Annotated in this window: 14 protein-coding genes and 1 tRNA gene; 11 read left to right on the top strand and 4 right to left on the bottom strand. The window is 63.1% G+C overall.

Going from position 1 to position 16,613, the window contains the following annotated elements; all coding sequences use genetic code 11:
• The 3 genes from JHD07_RS01140 to JHD07_RS01130 all read left to right on the top strand — a co-directional run.
• A partial coding sequence (locus JHD07_RS01140) for an efflux RND transporter permease subunit (protein WP_291618106.1) occupies positions 1–2,139 on the top strand: 2,139 nt, incomplete at its 5' end.
• Entirely contained in the window at positions 2,136–3,422 is a 1,287-nt protein-coding gene (locus tag JHD07_RS01135) for an efflux RND transporter periplasmic adaptor subunit (protein WP_291618103.1), read from the top strand. The genes JHD07_RS01140 and JHD07_RS01135, both read left to right, overlap by 4 nt.
• Positions 3,419–4,129 carry a hypothetical protein gene (locus JHD07_RS01130; protein WP_291618101.1) on the top strand — a complete coding sequence of 237 codons (711 nt, stop codon included), beginning with the start codon at positions 3,419–3,421 and terminating at the stop codon, positions 4,127–4,129. The genes JHD07_RS01135 and JHD07_RS01130 overlap by 4 nt, the downstream gene beginning before the upstream one ends.
• Before the next feature lie 224 nt (positions 4,130–4,353).
• Here the strand turns inward: JHD07_RS01130 and JHD07_RS01125 are convergent, their stop codons facing one another.
• Positions 4,354–4,596 (bottom strand): hypothetical protein, encoded by a 243-nt coding sequence (locus JHD07_RS01125; protein WP_291618099.1) that lies wholly within the window; start codon positions 4,594–4,596, stop codon positions 4,354–4,356.
• A 183-nt stretch (positions 4,597–4,779) separates the two neighbouring features.
• Here JHD07_RS01125 and JHD07_RS01120 point away from each other — a divergent pair.
• Positions 4,780–4,872: transfer RNA gene (locus JHD07_RS01120), tRNA-Lys, on the top strand.
• A gap of 817 nt (positions 4,873–5,689) precedes the next feature.
• Here the strand turns inward: JHD07_RS01120 and JHD07_RS01115 are convergent.
• A complete protein-coding gene (locus tag JHD07_RS01115) occupies positions 5,690–6,613 on the bottom strand; it encodes a LysR family transcriptional regulator (RefSeq protein ID WP_291618097.1) in 924 nt (307 codons plus the stop codon).
• Positions 6,614–6,824: 211 nt separating this feature from the next.
• Between JHD07_RS01115 and JHD07_RS01110 the strand changes: the two genes are divergently transcribed.
• From JHD07_RS01110 to JHD07_RS01080, 7 genes are all read left to right on the top strand, one after another.
• Positions 6,825–7,535: an SDR family oxidoreductase gene (locus JHD07_RS01110; RefSeq protein WP_291618113.1), complete on the top strand. Its 711-nt coding sequence runs from the start codon at positions 6,825–6,827 to the stop codon at positions 7,533–7,535.
• 15 nt (positions 7,536–7,550) lie between these two features.
• Positions 7,551–7,787, top strand: a complete 237-nt coding sequence (locus tag JHD07_RS01105) for a 4-oxalocrotonate tautomerase family protein (RefSeq protein ID WP_291618095.1) — start codon at positions 7,551–7,553, stop codon at positions 7,785–7,787.
• A 31-nt stretch (positions 7,788–7,818) separates the two neighbouring features.
• Positions 7,819–9,048 (top strand): YbfB/YjiJ family MFS transporter, encoded by a 1,230-nt coding sequence (locus JHD07_RS01100; RefSeq protein WP_291618093.1) that lies wholly within the window; start codon positions 7,819–7,821, stop codon positions 9,046–9,048.
• A 288-nt stretch (positions 9,049–9,336) separates the two neighbouring features.
• On the top strand, positions 9,337–9,864 hold the full coding sequence (locus JHD07_RS01095; RefSeq protein WP_291618091.1) for a hypothetical protein: 528 nt from the start codon (positions 9,337–9,339) through the stop codon (positions 9,862–9,864).
• Positions 9,865–9,881: 17 nt separating this feature from the next.
• A complete protein-coding gene (locus JHD07_RS01090) occupies positions 9,882–10,529 on the top strand; it encodes an isochorismatase family cysteine hydrolase (RefSeq protein WP_074448178.1) in 648 nt (215 codons plus the stop codon).
• Positions 10,530–10,589: 60 nt separating this feature from the next.
• Positions 10,590–11,426: an enoyl-CoA hydratase/isomerase family protein gene (locus JHD07_RS01085; RefSeq protein ID WP_291618087.1), complete on the top strand. Its 837-nt coding sequence runs from the start codon at positions 10,590–10,592 to the stop codon at positions 11,424–11,426.
• A 305-nt stretch (positions 11,427–11,731) separates the two neighbouring features.
• Positions 11,732–14,635, top strand: coding sequence for a winged helix-turn-helix domain-containing protein (locus tag JHD07_RS01080; protein ID WP_291618085.1), 2,904 nt, complete (start codon positions 11,732–11,734; stop codon positions 14,633–14,635).
• Positions 14,636–14,646: 11 nt separating this feature from the next.
• Here the strand turns inward: JHD07_RS01080 and JHD07_RS01075 are convergent, their stop codons facing one another.
• Entirely contained in the window at positions 14,647–15,369 is a 723-nt protein-coding gene (locus JHD07_RS01075; protein WP_291618084.1) for a hypothetical protein, read from the bottom strand.
• Between the two features lie 184 nt (positions 15,370–15,553).
• Complete coding sequence (locus JHD07_RS01070) at positions 15,554–16,585, bottom strand: alpha/beta hydrolase (RefSeq protein ID WP_291618082.1); 1,032 nt, start codon at positions 16,583–16,585, stop codon at positions 15,554–15,556.
• Positions 16,586–16,613: the final 28 nt, after the last annotated feature.

Below are 16,613 nucleotides of genomic sequence, written 5' to 3'. Positions count from 1 at the left end.
ATCCTGATGTTTCTGGGGTCGTGGCGGTCGACGCTCGTGGTCCTGATCTCGATCCCGCTTGCGATGTTGTCCTCGCTCATCGTTCTGCATTTCCTGGGCGAGACCCTCAACACGATGACGCTGGGCGGGCTGGCGCTCGCGGTGGGCATCCTGGTCGACGATTCGACGGTGACGATCGAGAACACCCATCGGCTCTGGACCGAAGAGGGCATGCCGCTGTCGGAGGCGACCCTGCACGGTGCGGCCGAGATCGCCGTTCCGACACTGGTCTCGACGCTCGCCATCAGTTGTGTGTTCACCTCGGTCGTATTTCTCGAAGGACCGGCCAAATACCTCTTCACGCCGCTCGGCCTCGCGGTGGTGTTTGCCATGCTGGCCTCCTACGCTCTGTCGCGGACGCTCACGCCGATCACAATCGGTCTGCTGCTGAAGAGCGAGCGCCGTCATGGTGCGGGCGAAAGCCCGTCCGGCGTGTTCTCGCGCGCTTCGGCGGCGTTCGAGCGCGGCTTCGAGCGCGTGCGCGACGGTTATTCTGCGCTTTTGACGACGGTGCTCCGGCGTCGGAGCATCGTGCCGGCCGTCGCCGCCCTGGTGTTGGCGCTCGGAGCGGTGATGTTTGTCTATGTGGGCAGGGACTTCTACCCCCTGATCGACGGTGGCCAGATCCAGCTGCATGTTCGTGCGCCTGCCGGGACCCGCATCGAGCGCACCGAGGCGATCTTCCAGGCGGTCGAGGACAAGATCCGCGAAGTCATTCCGGATCGCGATCGCGGGCTGATCGTCGACAATATCGGGCTGCCTGCGCGTCCGTACAATCTGGCGTTCACCGACGGTTCGACGATCGGTGTGAACGACGGCACGATCCTCATATCGCTCAAGGACGGCCACAGGCCGACCGCGGACTACGTCAAGAAGCTGCGCCAGGTTCTGCCGGCGGCATTCCCGGAGGACGTCTTCTATTTCCAGTCCGCGGATATCGTCACCCAGATCCTGAATTTTGGCCTGCCGGCGCAGATCGATGTTCGTACCGTCGGTTACGGCACCAACAATCTGTCGGTGGCGAAGGAGCTGCAGAAGAGCCTGGCGGCAATTCCCGGGATCGTCGATGCCCATCTCCAGCAGGAGGTCGACGCTCCCGCATTCTACGCCGACATCGACCGCACGAGGGCCGCGCAGCTGGGACTCAATGCCAGCACGGTGGCGACCAACATCAATGTCAGCCTCAGTTCGTCTGCCCAGGTCTCGCCGAATTTCTGGACCGACCCGACGTCGGGGATCCCCTATTACCTGGCCGTTCAGACGCCGGAGTACCGGGCCAACTCACTCAACGCGCTGGAGAACACCCCGGTGTCGGCTTCGATGGCTGCAAGCGGGCAGACGGTCCCGGGCCTGCTCAGCAACGTCGCGACCTTCAAACGGGGATCTGTGCCGACCAATTTGAACCAGGCCAACGTCCAGCCGGTGTTCGACGTCTATGCGAGCGTGCAAGGGCGCGATCTCGGCAGCGTCTCGGCCGATATCGACAAGGTCACGTCGACGTTTCAGAAGCAGTTGCAGCCGGGAAACTCGATCCAGGTCCTCGGACAGATTCAGAGCATGCATCAATCGTTCCGCGACCTCGGGATCGGGCTGCTGTTTGCCGCCATCCTTGTCTATCTCCTGATGGTCGTGAACTACCAGAACTTCGGCGACCCGTTCGTCGTCGTCTTGGCGCTGCCAGCGACCCTTTGCGGCATCGTGACGATGCTGTTCATCACGGGAACGACCCTGAACGTGCCTTCGCTGATGGGCGCGATCATGGCGGTCGGGGTCGCGTCGGCAAACTCGATCCTGCTCGTGACCTTTGCGCGCGACGCGCAATTGAACGGGCACACCGCGTTCGAGGCCGCATTGAGTGCGGGCCGCACCCGAATGCGTCCTGTGCTCATGACGGCCGCAGCCATGATCGTCGGCATGATCCCGATGGCGATCGGAGGCCCGGGCGAGGAGCAGAACGCAGCTCTCGCGCGCGCCGTCATTGGCGGGCTGCTGTTCGCGACGCCGACCACATTGCTGATCGTGCCCTATCTCTTCGCCTGGCTGCGCAAGGGCAATGACGGCAAGCCACACCACGGCGTATTCGAGGAGCAACCGGAATGAGCGATGTTCGCGCGCGGATCAACAGCGACGGCATGAACGAGCGGCCTGACGCGGACACCTGCCGCATCGTGGATATGCCGGGCAAGGAGGTGCGGCCGCGCCGCCGCTCCGGCGGCGCCTGGTTCGGCGGCGCCGTGCTCGTGCTCCTGGCAGGCGGTCTCGGCGTCGGCGGCTGGCGGCACTATCAGGCTGCGCACGATCTGGCAGCGTCGGTCGAGCAATCCAGGACCGCCGTTCCCGAGGTTCGGGTGGCGACCGTTCGCGCCGGCGGCGACCTCATCAAGGTCACCCTGCCGGCGACGACAACGGCATTCGAGGCGGCGAACATCTTCGCGCGGGCCAGCGGCTACATCGAGAAGCGCTACGTGGATATCGGCGATCGCGTGAAGAAGGGCGATCTTCTCGCTGAGATAACCGCGCCCGAGCTCGACCAGCAGATCGCGCAGGCGCAGGCGACGCTGGCACAGAACCAGGCCGCCTTGCAGCAGGCCGAGGCGAGCCGGGAGCTTGCCGAAACCACCAATTCGCGGGATAGCAACCTCGTCAAGCAGGGCTGGTTGACGGCCCAGCAGGGCGACAACGATCGGCTCACCCTGCGCGCGCAACAGGCAGCGGTGGGCGTCGCCCAGTCGAACATCGCGGCGCAGCAGGCGCAGATCCGCGTTCTTCAGCAGGAAAAAGCCTATCAACGCGTGGTCGCCCCGTTCGACGGCGTGATCACGCAGCGGAACGTCGACAATGGCAGCCTCGTTCAGGCCGGCTCGACCTTCATGTTCACGCTGATGCATTCAGACGTCATCAGAACCCAGGTCTTCGTCCCGCAGGACGAGGCCTTCGGCGTCACGCCGGGCATCGATGCCGAGGTTCGCGTCCCGGAAATTCCGGGCCGGACATTTCCGGGGAAAGTCACCCGTATCGCAACGGCGTTGCAACCGGTCAGCCGGACGCTGCTGACCGAGATCGACGTCCCCAATCCGGACGGCGCCCTGAATCCCGGCATCTATTGCACGGTCGAGCTATCGATCCCGCGCAAGACTCCGTCGACGTCGGTTCCAGCCGATGCGCTGATCTTCGATCAGAATGGCCTTCACGTCGCGGTCGTGCGCAACGGCACCGTTCATATGCAAAAGGTCTCGATCGCAAGGGATTTCGGCACGTCGATCGAAGTGCGCGACGGTGTTCGGCCCGGCGATCAAGTCGTGCTCAATCCGGCGGTCGATCTGATCGAAGGCAGTCGGGTCTCGATCCGCAGCGATGAGCCTAGCCAGGGGACGCAAACATGATCCGCACGGCGTGCGCGGCATTTGCAGCCCTGCTGCTGGGGGTCTTGTCTTGCCAGGCCCAGGTCACGACCACCGGCAGCACGGCGATGAGCCTGCCGACCGTACCGGGCGCGGTCGTCACCTCACCGCTCGATAGCCCAGGTCCGTTTTCTGCAACGACCCTGCCGGGGGCGCCTGACACCACGCTGGCGCCCGTTCCGCTCGCGATGGATCCGACGACGCCAGGCACGGTCGTTGTCTGTGCCCCGCCAGCGACGACTTCGACGCCGGTGCCGGCGACACCGACCGTAACGACTCCCGGCCTGTCGACACCGGGCAGCATGGCTCCGCTCATTCCGGCCCAAGGGCAGACCGGAGGACAGATCGGAAGCTCGATCGGGACGCTTGCCGCGGCCGCACCATTAGGGACGGGATCGGCGACAGCTTGCAGCTCAACGCCGGGCGGGTCGGTGACCACAGCCACGAGCTTGCCGCTCTCGATTCCGCAAGTGCCGGCCGGACCGGCTCCTGGAAGTATCCCGGTCGCCATAGGCGACGACGTCGGCACCGGCATCGATCCGAACGCCGTCGTGCCGAGTCCCAACAGCTCGGCCTGTGCGGAAGGAATGACGATGAACGTGGGGGTACCTGCAACCGTGCTGCCGGCCAACGCGTCAGGCGCGGCGCCGACGCCCGGAGTTTCGCCGGTCCTGCCGTCGGGGTGCTGAGACGGCAGCTTGTTGCCTCATTGAGCCCCGCGGCCATCTCGAGATGGCGCGTCGGCCATGTTCATGCGAGAGCCGGAACTGCAGTCCATTTTTCGTTGTTGCCTTGAGCGATGCATGCGGCCCGAACACCGCGGAGTGCGCCGCCTCACGCGGCCGCACTCCGTTCGGGGTGAAGACGATCAGCCGTATCTGACAGGCTGCATCTTGCTTGCTCCTTCGGCCCGTTACCCGTGCCGGTGAGGGGTGCGAACCTCACCCATACCAAACACGGGCGCAGCGCCACCGGCGCGCTCGAGGCCCATTCGTCCTGCCGGCGTCAACGCGCCACCATTCAGGACATCCCGGTTGGGATACATCGAGGCAAAAGTTGCTGGCTCCTGATCGGCGAAGGACCATGCGGCAGAGGCTGCCGACAACGTTGCCGTCGAGATCAGCGCCGTAGCGATCAAGATCTTGAGTGCATTCATAGCGATTCTCCATTGCTTTCTTTGCGGAGATTCGCTTGGCGAGGTCGCTGCTCGGCCGGTGGCGTTTCCAAAATCGTCTTCTGTGCAGAGTATGTAGGCTGCTCGATCGGCAAAGCACGCGCATAGGCATCACCATTGCGCGACAATGACCGAGTGCAGCACAAATGCCCCCTTCTGTCTGAGAAGCCAGTGGTGCGACAAGTAAGTCATTGATTGTTCTGAACCCGGGGCTGACTCTTAATCAGCAGGTCCCAGGTTCGAGCCCTGGTGCGCCCACAACCCTCAAGGGATTGGCCCGCAAGGGCCTTTTTAGTTTGCGCGATTCGAACAAACGGGGTCTCGTGCGACGCTCTTAGTGCTCGCACGCCATGCGACGAGTCGGATGATTGGGAGCGTTGTTGCCGGGCGCGGGCGATCCTAGCTAGATGGCAAGCCCTGCGCCTTCACAGGTTGCCCAGTGACGAAGCGCTCGGCTCGTTGAAGGAATGAGTCGAAACACAGAATGCGAGATTGGCCGCGCGCTGCGCTACCTTGGGCCGGAGCCCATGCTCCGTTGAAGCGCCAGCCATGAGACCTACCGGTCTCTGTTCAGCCCTTCATGCCTTCCTTGCGCACCTGCAATTCAAGCCTGCCGATGCCAGAATCGGCGCGAGCCGCATTCCCGGGGCGGTAGTGCTTCACGATGGTCTGCGCGCTTCAGTATGAATGCCCAGTGTTGTCGTAAATCGTCAGCAAGTCGCAGCCAGCTTGATCGAGAAGTATGACGCAGGTATCGCGTAGATCCTGGTCGTGCTTTTGGTCGAGTTCGCCGGCCATTTACAAACATCAGCGTAGGGCAGGGCTTCAGGCGCCATGCCGTCTGATCGCTATTGCTACCGCGTGCGGTCTGCGCATCCAGCCATTCCGCCAATGCGCTCTTGCGCTGATCGACCGCTAGATCGCGCTGCGCCTTATTCTCCTCGTTGAGAGGAAAGGGAGCGCATAGCCATTCGACATCTTTAATCAGTTCGACGTTCGGTCGCTCTGCGCGTACAATTGCCTGTCGCGCGCTGTCGGACGCTAGCGCACGCGGCTACGCAGCTGCTGCACTGAATCAGCGCGGTCTGATCCGCTTCTTCAGCTCTGCAAACTGCTTTTTCAGGCGCGGCACTGCAAAGTCGGTGAAGGCTCGCACCTTTGGCACCGAGAGCCGGCCTTGCGGGCAAATCAGATGCGCAGGCATCTGCGGATCTTCTTCATCAGCAAGTACGATCTCGAGGTCGCCGCGTGCGAGGGGCTCTGCCACCTGGTACGAGTACATCCGTGCCACGCCACGTCCGGCGACCGCGGAGGCGACTGCCGCATAGGTACTGTTGACGATCAGGCGCGGAGTGAATTGGACGGTGCGCGGCGCTGACGAGCCGGCCTGCGGCGCGAACGTCCAGGAATTGGGCAGATGCGCCATGGCGACGATCTGGTGCTTGGCGAGGTCGCCGGGCTCGGCAATGCGCGGATGCTGCTTCAGATAGCGCGGAGCCGCCACGACGACACGGCTGATCTCGCCGACCCGCATGGCGGTCATCGCCGAATCCGCCAAAGGACCGATGCGAAGCGCGACGTCGACGCCCTCCTCGATCAGATTGACCGCGCGATCGAACAGCAGGAGCTTCGCCGACACGGTGGGATAGGCGTCAAGGAACGCATCGAGGATGGGGCGCAGGACCATCTCGCCCGACACGACGGGAGCCGTGATCGTGAGAAGGCCGCGCGGCGCCGCGCGCGCTCCAATTGCGATGTCCTCGGCCTCCTCGAGCTCGGCGAGGACGCGGCGGCAAACCTCGACATAGCGCTCGCCCTCCTCGCTCAGCTTGATGGATCGCGTGGTCCGGTGCAGCAGCTCGGCGCCGACACGCTCCTCCAGGAAAGCAATTGCGCGGCTCACCGCGGCCGGAGAGCGGCCGAGTTTGCGCCCCGCCGCAGCCAAGCTTCCCTCGTCCACCGCAAGGACGAACACCTTCATCGCATCCAGTCGATCCATGCCGTCCCGCCGCATTATCAGGTTCCGGCTGCAGGCTAGGCGTTCAGCCTCACCTCGACAACCGCCGCAAGACGTCGGCGCCGCATTCGTTCGCCTGGCGAAAGAGTGTCTGCCGGGCTGCGGATATTCGCAAGGAAGCCGGCGCACCGTACGTGAAGAGCCAAGCCAGCCAGTGCTGGCGGAGCTTCCAAACCAGCAACAGGAGCCTCTCATGGGTATCGAGCAGAAGGTCGCCATCATCACCGGTGCGTCGCAGGGGATTGGCGCCGCCCTGGTCCAGGGTTTTCGCAATCGCAACTACCGCGTCGTCGCGACGGCGCGCTCCGTCAAGCCATCGAACGATGATGAAATCCTCGCCGTTGCCGGCGACATCGCCGACCGGGCCACCGCCGAGCGCGCGGTCTCGCAGGCGATCGCCCGCTTCGGTCGGGTCGACACGCTGGTCAACAACGCCGGCATCTTCGTCGCAAAGCCGTTCACGCAATACACGGCCGAGGACTATGCGGCGGTGATGGGAACGAACACCGCGGGCTTCTTCAACATCACGCAACTCGCGATTGCTGAGATGGAAAAGCAGGGGTCGGGTCATATTGTCCAGATCACCACGACCCTGGTCGATCAGGCCAATTCGAACGTGCCGTCGGTATTGGCTTCGCTGAGCAAAGGCGGGCTGAATGCCGCGACCCGGTCGCTTGCGATCGAGTATGCCAAGCGCGGCATCCGAGTGAACGCGGTGTCGCCTGGGATCATCAAGTCGCCGATGCATCCGGTCGCGACGCATGCTCAGCTCGACGCGCTGCACCCGGTCGGCCACATGGGCGAGATGTCCGACATCGTCGATGCGGTCCTCTATCTAGAGGGTGCTTCCTTTGTCACCGGCGAGATCCTGCATGTCGACGGCGGCCAGAGCGCCGGCCACTGAACGCGGAGCGGGACCATGCCAATCGTCACCATTCAAGTGACCCGCGAGGGAACGACGCCGGGAGCGGCGTCGCTCACGGCGGAGGAAAAAGCTGCGTTGATCAAGGGATCGAGCGAGCTCCTGCGCGACGTGCTCGGCAAGCCGCTCGACTCCACCTTCGTGGTGATCGAGGAGGTCGACACCGACAATTGGGGCTGGGGCGGCCTGCCCGTGCCGGAATTCCGCCGCCGCCGCACCTCTCAAACGGACTGATCCGCTCGCGTTTCGCGCGCAGGAGGATGACATGACCGACGCAGATACGAAGCAGCACAGCAAGTCCCGGCTGCCCCCGCGACCGGAATTGGACTTGCGATCAACCTGGCGATACGCCGTGGCGGGCCTGTCTGCATCGCTGGTCGGCCTCGGGCTCGCCCGTTTTTCCTACACGCCGCTGATCCCGGCGTTGATTGCGGCGAAATGGTTCAGCGCGTCGGATGTCGTCTATCTCGGCGCGGCGAACCTGGCCGGTTATCTCGCTGGCGCGCTCGCGGCACGAGCTCTCGCGACCCGGGTCGGTGCGGTCCGCACGCTGCGGGCGATGATGCTGCTTGCCACGCTCTCCTTCATTGCGAGCGCAACACCGCTGTCGTTCATGTGGTTTTTCGCTTGGCGCTTCCTGTCCGGCCTTGCCGGCGGCATCATCATGGTGCTGGCGGCTTCGGTCATTCTGCCACACGTCTCGGCGGCACGGCGCGGAGCCGTCGGCGGCGTGATTTTCGCCGGCGTCGGCCTGGGAGTCGCCGCGTCCGGCACTCTCGTGCCGTTGCTGCTGCAACAGGGATTGCAGCAGAGCTGGTACGGACTTGGCATGCTCTCGGCGCTCCTCACGCTCGCGAGCTGGTGGAACTGGCCGGCCGAAGCCGAGCCTGCTGCTACGCCGTCGCATCGAGCGAAGCACCATCGTGGCTCGCTGGCTGCCCGCGCGCTCCTGCTCCAGTACGGCCTCAATGCGGTAGCCCTGGTGCCGCACATGGTCTTCATCGTCGATTTCGTAGCGCGTGGCCTTGGCCAGGGCATCGCCGCGGGGGCCCGCTACTGGGTGCTCTACGGCCTGGGCGCAGTCGTCGGGCCACTCGTCACCGGCCACCTGGGCGACCGGTCTGGATTCGGTCCGGCTTTGCGCGCGGCGTTCCTGGTCGAGACCGCGGCCGTGCTGCTGCCCACTGTCAGCACGGCGCCGGCGTCACTGATCGTCTCGAGCGTGGTGGTCGGCGCCTTCACGCCCGGGATCGTGCCCCTGGTCCTTGGACGGGTGCATGAACTGGTGCCGCACTCGCTTGAGCAACAGCGAGCGATGTGGGGCCACGCCACGACCAGCTTTGCCCTGTTCCAGGCGGCTGCTGCTTACGGATTTTCGGGGATCTTCGCACAGGCCGGAAGTGACTATTCGGTCCTTTTTGGACTCGGCGGCGCCGCTCTGATGCTCGCACTGGTGATCGATCTTGGCGTCTCGCTTGCGACCCGCGAACGGTAGCCACTGGAACTCGGCCCGGAATAAGGAAATGCCGAGCTTCATGGCAGCTCCCGAGACGAGCCCGTGCATCGGGTTCGTCGTGGCAATCCTCGCACATCGAGCCGCCTCGCGGAAGCTAACGAACCATAACAACGCATAACGAGCAAACGGCGGCCGCCCGTAGCAATGTGTTCGCAGGACAGCGGCAATCCAATGCCGAATGTACGGCGAGGATCTGCCCCGTGCGGATCCGCGAAAGGCTTCGGCTCGAACGTGCCGATGACATGCAACACATTGGGAGATCAAGAGATGAACAACCAGATCGTCGATTCCAGCTTCACCGCAATCATCAATGCGCCGATCGATCGGATCGATATCCCCAATTGGTGCTTCAATCTGTCCGAGCGCGAATATCAGGGCTGTTCGCCTGCGCATATCGCCGCGGGCTTCACGACCACGCCCGATGGCAAGCGCATGTCGATCAATGTCGAGATCATCGGCGGCAGCCTCATGGTTCAGCATTACGTGGAAACGCTCGGCCGCAAAGATCACCTGATCCTCGACTCCACATCCGACGTCTTCACGCCGAACGGGCGGACCACTATTCACGTGACCTGGGAGCTGAGCGTCAAGGAAATCGAACCGGGAAAATGCGAGTTCACCAACAGGGTCAAAACGCATGCCACGGACGAGTTCATGACATTCATCGGCAAGCAGGGCATTCCGTTCGAGCTGTTCCGGGCGCAGCGCCAGCCCTTCTCGATCGCTCACAACCAGAGCGAAACGCCGCTGTTTGCCGCCAGCATCGAGCGCGCAGCGCTGCAGAACAACCGGTAGCCCGAAAGGAGAGTTCGATGACACAACTGTCCTATGAGAAGGAAATCACTGCCCTGCTGGTGGTCGATCCCTACAACGACTTCATCTCGGAGGGAGGCAAGATCTGGCCCCGGATCAAGGCCGTGGCCGAAAGCAACGACTGCGTTCCGCACATGATCCAAGTGCTACAGACCGCTCGGGACGCCGGCATTCGTGTTTGTTATGCCATGCATCACCGTTACCGGCCCGGTGATTATGCTTCCTGGAAATACATCGCGCCGATTCAAAGGAGAGCCTGGAATAACAAGAGCTTCGAATTCGGCACCTGGGGTGGAGAGTTTCGCGCAGAATTCGTGCCGGCGCCCGGAGAGATCGTGGCAGACGAACATTGGTGTTCCAGCGGCTTCGCGAATACCGACCTCGATCTGCAGCTCAAGCGGCATGGCATCCAGCGGCTGATCGTCATAGGGCTGGTCGCTCACACATGTATAGAGGCGACCGTGCGCTTTGCTGCCGAGCTCGGATACGACGTGACGGTCGTCAAGGACGCAGTTGCCGATTATTCCGACGACATGATGCGGGCCGCGCTGGAGATCAACATGCCGAACTACGCCAGCGCGATCGTGACCACGCAGGAAATCGTCGAGGCGTTGTCGGCAATGAATTCCGCAGCGTCAGCCGCGTGACCTTCTCGTCGGCATGTCCCCCGTTCTGAATCGTCGTTCCTGACTGGAAGGGAAAACTCAATGGCTCGACAGATCACCATCGACAAGCTGTCTTCCGGTCTTTGGACGGCGACGTTCAATAACCCGCCCATCAATCTGATTGATCCCGACACGATCGGCGAACTGCAGGACCTGCTTGCGGAGCTCGAAAGCGATGCAGAGATCAAGGTCGTGGTGTTCCGAAGTGCGGACCCGGATTTCTTCCTCGCGCATTGGGATGTGCTCGCGGACAAGCGCAAAGTCGCCGCCATGCCGCCGGGTCCCACGGGCATGCATCCCTGGATCGACCTGCTCGTTCGGCTGTCACGTGCGCCGGTTGCCTCCATCGCGGAGATTCGCGGGCGCGCCCGCGGGGCCGGGAGCGAGTTCGTGCTGGCCTGCGACATGCGCTTCGCCAGCCGCGAGCGCGCAATTCTCGGGCAATTTGAGGTGGGCCTCGGTGCGGTGCCGGGCGGCAATCCCATGGCGAGGTTGGCTGGTCTGATGGGCCGTGGGCGTGGGTTGGAGGTGATCTTGGGCGCGGACGACTTCTCGGCGGAGCTCGCCGAACGCTATGGTTATGTCAACAGAGCCTTGCCGGACGGGGAGCTTTCTACCTTTGTTGAATCCTTTGCGCGTCGTCTTGCCTCGTTCGAGAAACACGCGATCGTAGGTGCCAAGGCCTTGATGGATGAGGTCACTTTGCCGGCAGATGCGGTCTTCCCCCCTTCGTTATCGGCTTTTTTTACATCGGTGGCTCACCCTGGCACCCGGAAACGCGCGGCATCTCTCCTCGAACGAGGGCTACAGCGCCGATCCGAAACCGAGATGCGGCTCGGCCAGGCTGTGGTTGATGCGAGGTCCTCGGAACGTGGTTGATCTTCCGATCGATCGACCGAAGACAGCTGGCCTTCCCATGCGCGGCAATGCCCTCCTTGATTTCGATGGGCTATCGCATGGGCTGGTGGGCGCCGTTCGGTCGAACGCCGACACGTGTCGGCCTTGAGCGTCGCCATAGGCGCTGATTGAGCTCAAGATAGGCAGCTCAAAGCCGGAAGCCGACTCGCGCGGATCCGTTGTGTTTCGGTCCGGCCCTGCCTATACTCTGGCTCACCGAAATCGCAGTCGAGGTTACGCAGTGCCGCGCGCTCGCCGTATCCTTGGCGACAAGGCGCGCACCCGGAATGAACTCTTCCAAGAGCAGCACACAACCGGAAGCAGCGACCGGCTCCCCTCACAGCAACACCGGGGCAGGCCGGGATTTCGATCCGGTCACGTTCGGCCCGTTTTCTCTTCGATCACGAATCCTCGAAAAGGACGGGTTGCCAGTCAAGCTTGGCAGCCGAGCAACTGACATCCTGCGCCTGCTTGTGGATCGCGCCGGCGAAGTCGTGCCGAAGAATGACATCCTCGCATATGTGTGGGCTGGCCTCGCAGTAGAAGAGATCAGCCTGCGCGTGCACGTTGCCGAACTCCGGAAAGCCCTGGGCGATGGGAAGGACGGAGCCCGCTATATCACCAATATTCCGAGCCGAGGGTATTGCTTCGTCGCGCCCGTGAGACGGGGCGAACGCAATTCGGCGCCGGCGGAGATCCCGCAGAACCACGCCGGTGCGATGGACCCGTCTTCCGCACTCCCATATCGCCTCGACCGAATGGTCGGACGAGAGGACGTCCTGGCCGAGCTCTCGGCACGTCTGCTGAGCGAGCGCTTCGTCACTCTGAGGGGACCGGGCGGCATTGGCAAGACAACCGTTGCCGTCGCGATCGCGCATAAGATGTGGGAGGAGTTCGGCGGCAAGATCCACTTTCTCGATCTTGGCCCCTTGAAGGATACGACGCTCGTTGCCTCCACGGTGGCCGCTGCTCTGGGCCTCGTCGTTCATCACGCCAACCCAACCGAAAGCATCGTCAGTTTTCTTCGCAATCGTCGGCTGCTTCTCGTGCTCGATAGCTGCGAACATGTGATCGACGACGTTGCCCGTCTGGCAGAGACGATTCACCGCGAGGCGTCCGGCATCACCATTCTTGCGACCAGTCGCGAGTCGCTATTGGTGCAGGGAGAACACATTTACGAACTCGTTCCGCTACCAAGCCCTCCGCAGGGCTCTGGGCTCAACGCCGGTGAGGTGCTGAGCTATCCGGCCGCGCGTCTTTTCGCCGAACGTGCAGCTGCCGCCGGCCACCGCTTGGAGATCACCGACCAGGATGCGCAGGTTCTTGCAGATATTTGCAGCAAGCTTGACGGCATTGCGCTGGCGATCGAACTCGCTGCCGCACGCGTTGGCGTTTACGGCTTGCTGGAGATAGCAAATTTGCTCGATGGCCGGCTCAAGCTCGAGTGGCGTGGACGACGCACGGCGCCGCCGCGGCAACAGACGCTCGGCGCCACGCTTGACTGGAGTTTCGGTCTGATTGGCGAGGCCGAGAGGCTGGTCCTTCAGCGTCTCGCCGTCTTTGCCGGGCCCTTCACGCTGCAGGATGCGATTGCCGTGGTGGTGGAAGAGGGGGAGCCTGTCGAAGGTGCGGTCGACGCACTGGAGCAACTGGTAGCCAAGTCGCTGTTGTCGACGCAACCGGGCCGCTTGACGCGAAGCTTCCGCCTGCTCGACGCCACCCGCGCCTATGCGCTTCACAAGCTCGGTGAGAGCGGCCAAGCCCAGGACGCAGCGCGGCGTCACGCCGAACATATTCACCGCTCCCTCGAAGCGGGCATGGTCGATTCTGGCTCTGCAGATCGGATGTTGCCTGCGCTCGGCCGCGGCGGCCTGTTGGCGGACGCCCGCGCCGCGCTTCAATGGAGCTACGCTCACGATGACGGTGACGAGCTTCGTGTTCCGCTCGCAGGCAGTTGTGCACGTCTGTTCGTCGAGCTCAACCTGCTCAATGAGGCGCGCTTATGGTCTGAGCGCGCGCTTTCCGTTCTGGACGACCGCCACCGCGGCGGCAAGTGGGAGCTGGAGCTTCAGGCCACGCTCGGTCATGCCTTCATGTTCACGGAACGCAACAGCGAGCGAGCCGAGGCCGCACTTCGACGCGGACTCGAGATCGCGGCCGCGATCGGAGACGAAGCCAACACATTCAGGCTGTTGGCGCGGCTGAACATGTTCTATCGCCGGACCGGCGACTATCGGCATCTGCTGCCGGTGGCACTTGAGGCCGAGCGCGTCGCTCGTCTGATCGGTGATGCGGCGGGTATCGCCGGCGCAAAGGCCCTCATCGGGGTATCCCATCATCTCGTCGGCAACCAGGCCGAGGCGCAGCTTCATCTCGACGAAGGCGTACGCAACGACGCGGCCCTACGCGAGGCGCAACCCGGCCATTTCGCCTATTCCAGAACACCGCAGATACCGCTTGCTCGCGTGTTATGGCTGCGCGGCTTTCCAGATCGAGCCGTGGAATGTGCTCGTCCACTGACGGGTACCGGCGCGCCTCGGGATGTCGTCATGCACTGTATTGCGCTCTGCTGGTCCGCCTCGCTGTACGGGTGGATCGGAGACTGGACCGCGGTCGAGGCGATGGCCGGTCGGCTCGAGACGCATGCCGGCCTGCATGGGCTCGCGCCCTACCAGGCGGTCGCGGCCGGTTTCCGGGCGCAGACGATGATCGCCGGCGGGGATTTGCGCGGCGGTGTCGAGTTGCTGAGAATCGCACTTCCGCGCCTGCATGCTGATCGCTACGAGCTCTACGCGTCCGCATTCGTTGCGGACCTGTCTTGGGGATTGGCCGAACTCGGGCAACCGTCCGATGGACTTGGAATACTGAACGAAGCGATCGCGCGCATCGAGCTTGCTGGCGGCGCCTTCGACATGCCGGAGCTCTTGCGCGTGCGGGCGGAACTGGAGCTGCGCAATGAGGATCTTCATGCCGCAGAATCAAGTCTCCGGTCGTCGGCTGCGTTGGCTGACCAGCAGGGCGCGCTCTCCTGGCGATTGCGGACTGATATGTCGATGGCGCGTCTGAGGCGTGAGCAGAGAACGCGAAGTCACCTGGAGGAGCTTGCCGCGACTTATGCGAAGTTCTCGGAAGGGTTTGAGACGGCTGATCTAAAGGCCGCTCGGCTCATGCTCGATTCGTCGCTCGCCTGACCGGTTCAGGGTCAGTCGAACCGCAAATCCCAGAGATCGATGGATATCATCAGCGTATCGAGCATCGGCGCCAGGGTCGTCTCGTCACGCAGATAGGTGCGCCGTCTCGTGGGGATCTTGATGCCGTCGACGTCGACGGGGTTGGACACGTACTCAGCGACGGGAAAATTCCCTGCTATTTCGACTCGATAATCATGGCGGCGAATGAGCAGGTCGGGACCGAAGTAGAAGTCCTGCTCGATGCTGTGGCTTGCGATCGCCGGCGAGAAGGTCGCCCGCAGCCCCCGCCACACCTCACTTCCCTCAAGGCATGGCTCGATCTCGTGGACTTCCGAAGGTTTCTCGGAAAGCAGGAACGGCGTGGTGAGGCAGGTCCAGAGGGCGCAGCTTTCAAAGTAGATTCGGTGCAGCGGATCCCAATGCGTCCGCATGTCGTGCCGCGCGAATGAGGTGCGCGGGTCTTTTCGCTCGGCGACGACACGTTCGTCGGCGGAAACGATGGCGACCCGCTCGGGGCTGAACTCGCTGTGTTGGCCGCTTCTTCCAAACGGCTCAATGAGAGCCTGGCCACGACGAAGGTCAATCCGCACGGTTCGCTGCAGATGATCCTGTTCAACGCCTTTCAGGGCCCAAACGTCGCCGCCCATCGCGAAAGTGGCGGTGAGGCGCTCGCGGGCATTCCATCGGTTCAGGCCCCCATGAGCCTCAATCGCATTCGCCAGCAGCGCAATCATCCGTCGATTTTCCTTCGTGAGAACTGCCCTTACAGGTATGCCCAAATGCGGATGATCGCTCGTTAAGCGTTGTTAAGTGGCGCTGCATAACCGAAGAAAACGCCGTAAAAACACGGATCTCTCATCCAAGCAGCAGAGGTGCCGTCCAGCCGAACCTCGGATCGGCTAGACGGTCGCGCTTCGGTCAGACGTCGGCGGTAACGTCCATGATGGCAGCGGCAAATGCCTTGGGCGCTTCTTGCGGCAGGTTATGGCCCACGCCCCCCTTGATCGTGCGGTGCGAATACTTGCCGGAGAACATCTTCGCGTAGGCGGACGGGTCAGGGTGTGGCGCGCCGTTGGCGTCGCCTTCAAGGGTAATGGTCGGAACACCAATGACGGGAGCCCGTGAAAGCAGCGTCTCATAGCCATCATACTTCGCTTCGCCTTCGGCAAGGCCAAGACGCCAGCGGTAGTTATGGATCACGATCGCAACGTGGTCCGGATTATCGAATGCCGCGGCACTGCGCTCGAAAGTGGCTTCGTCGAAGTGCCATTGCGGCGACGCGAGCTGCCAGATCAATTTCGAAAAATCCCGACGATATTTCTCGTAGCCCTCGCGACCACGCTCGGTCGCGAAGTAGAACTGATACCACCATTGAAGCTCTGCCTTGGGCGGCAATGGCATCTTGCCGGCTTGCTGGCTGCCGATGAGATAACCGCTCACCGAGACCATCGCCTTGCAGCGCTCCGGCCACAGCGCCGCGATGATGTTGGCAGTCCGCGCGCCCCAGTCAAAGCCGGCGATCGTGGCCTTGTCGATTCTGAGCGCATCCATCACAGCGATGATGTCGGCAGCGATCGCCGATGGCTGCCCGTTCCGCATCGTCCCATCGGACAGGAACCGCGTGGTGCCGTAGCCACGCAAATAGGGCACGATCACGCGGTAGCCCGAGGCGGCGAGAATTGGCGCGACATCGACGAAGCTGTAGATGTCGTACGGCCAGCCGTGCAGCAGGATCACGGCTGGACCGTCGACCGGTCCTGCTTCGGCATAGCCGACATTGAGAAGGCCGGCATCGACCTGCTTGAGCGACGGGAACGAAGTGTTGCCTCCTGTCTTGGCGGCGGCAGCAGGCTTGGCCAGGCCTCGGCCCGGCGAAAGCTGCGCTGCAGCGAGAATCGTGGCGGCGCCTGCGAAGAATCGGCGGCGTTCGTGGTCAACATCGTCTGACATGAATGACTCCTATCGTGGTTCCGTTGTG

It is taken from the genome of Bradyrhizobium sp., from assembly GCF_016462955.1.
Classification (GTDB): domain Bacteria; phylum Pseudomonadota; class Alphaproteobacteria; order Rhizobiales; family Xanthobacteraceae; genus Bradyrhizobium.
The sequence above is the reverse complement of the archived record's forward strand: the minus strand, read 5'-3'. Positions and strand labels throughout refer to the sequence as shown.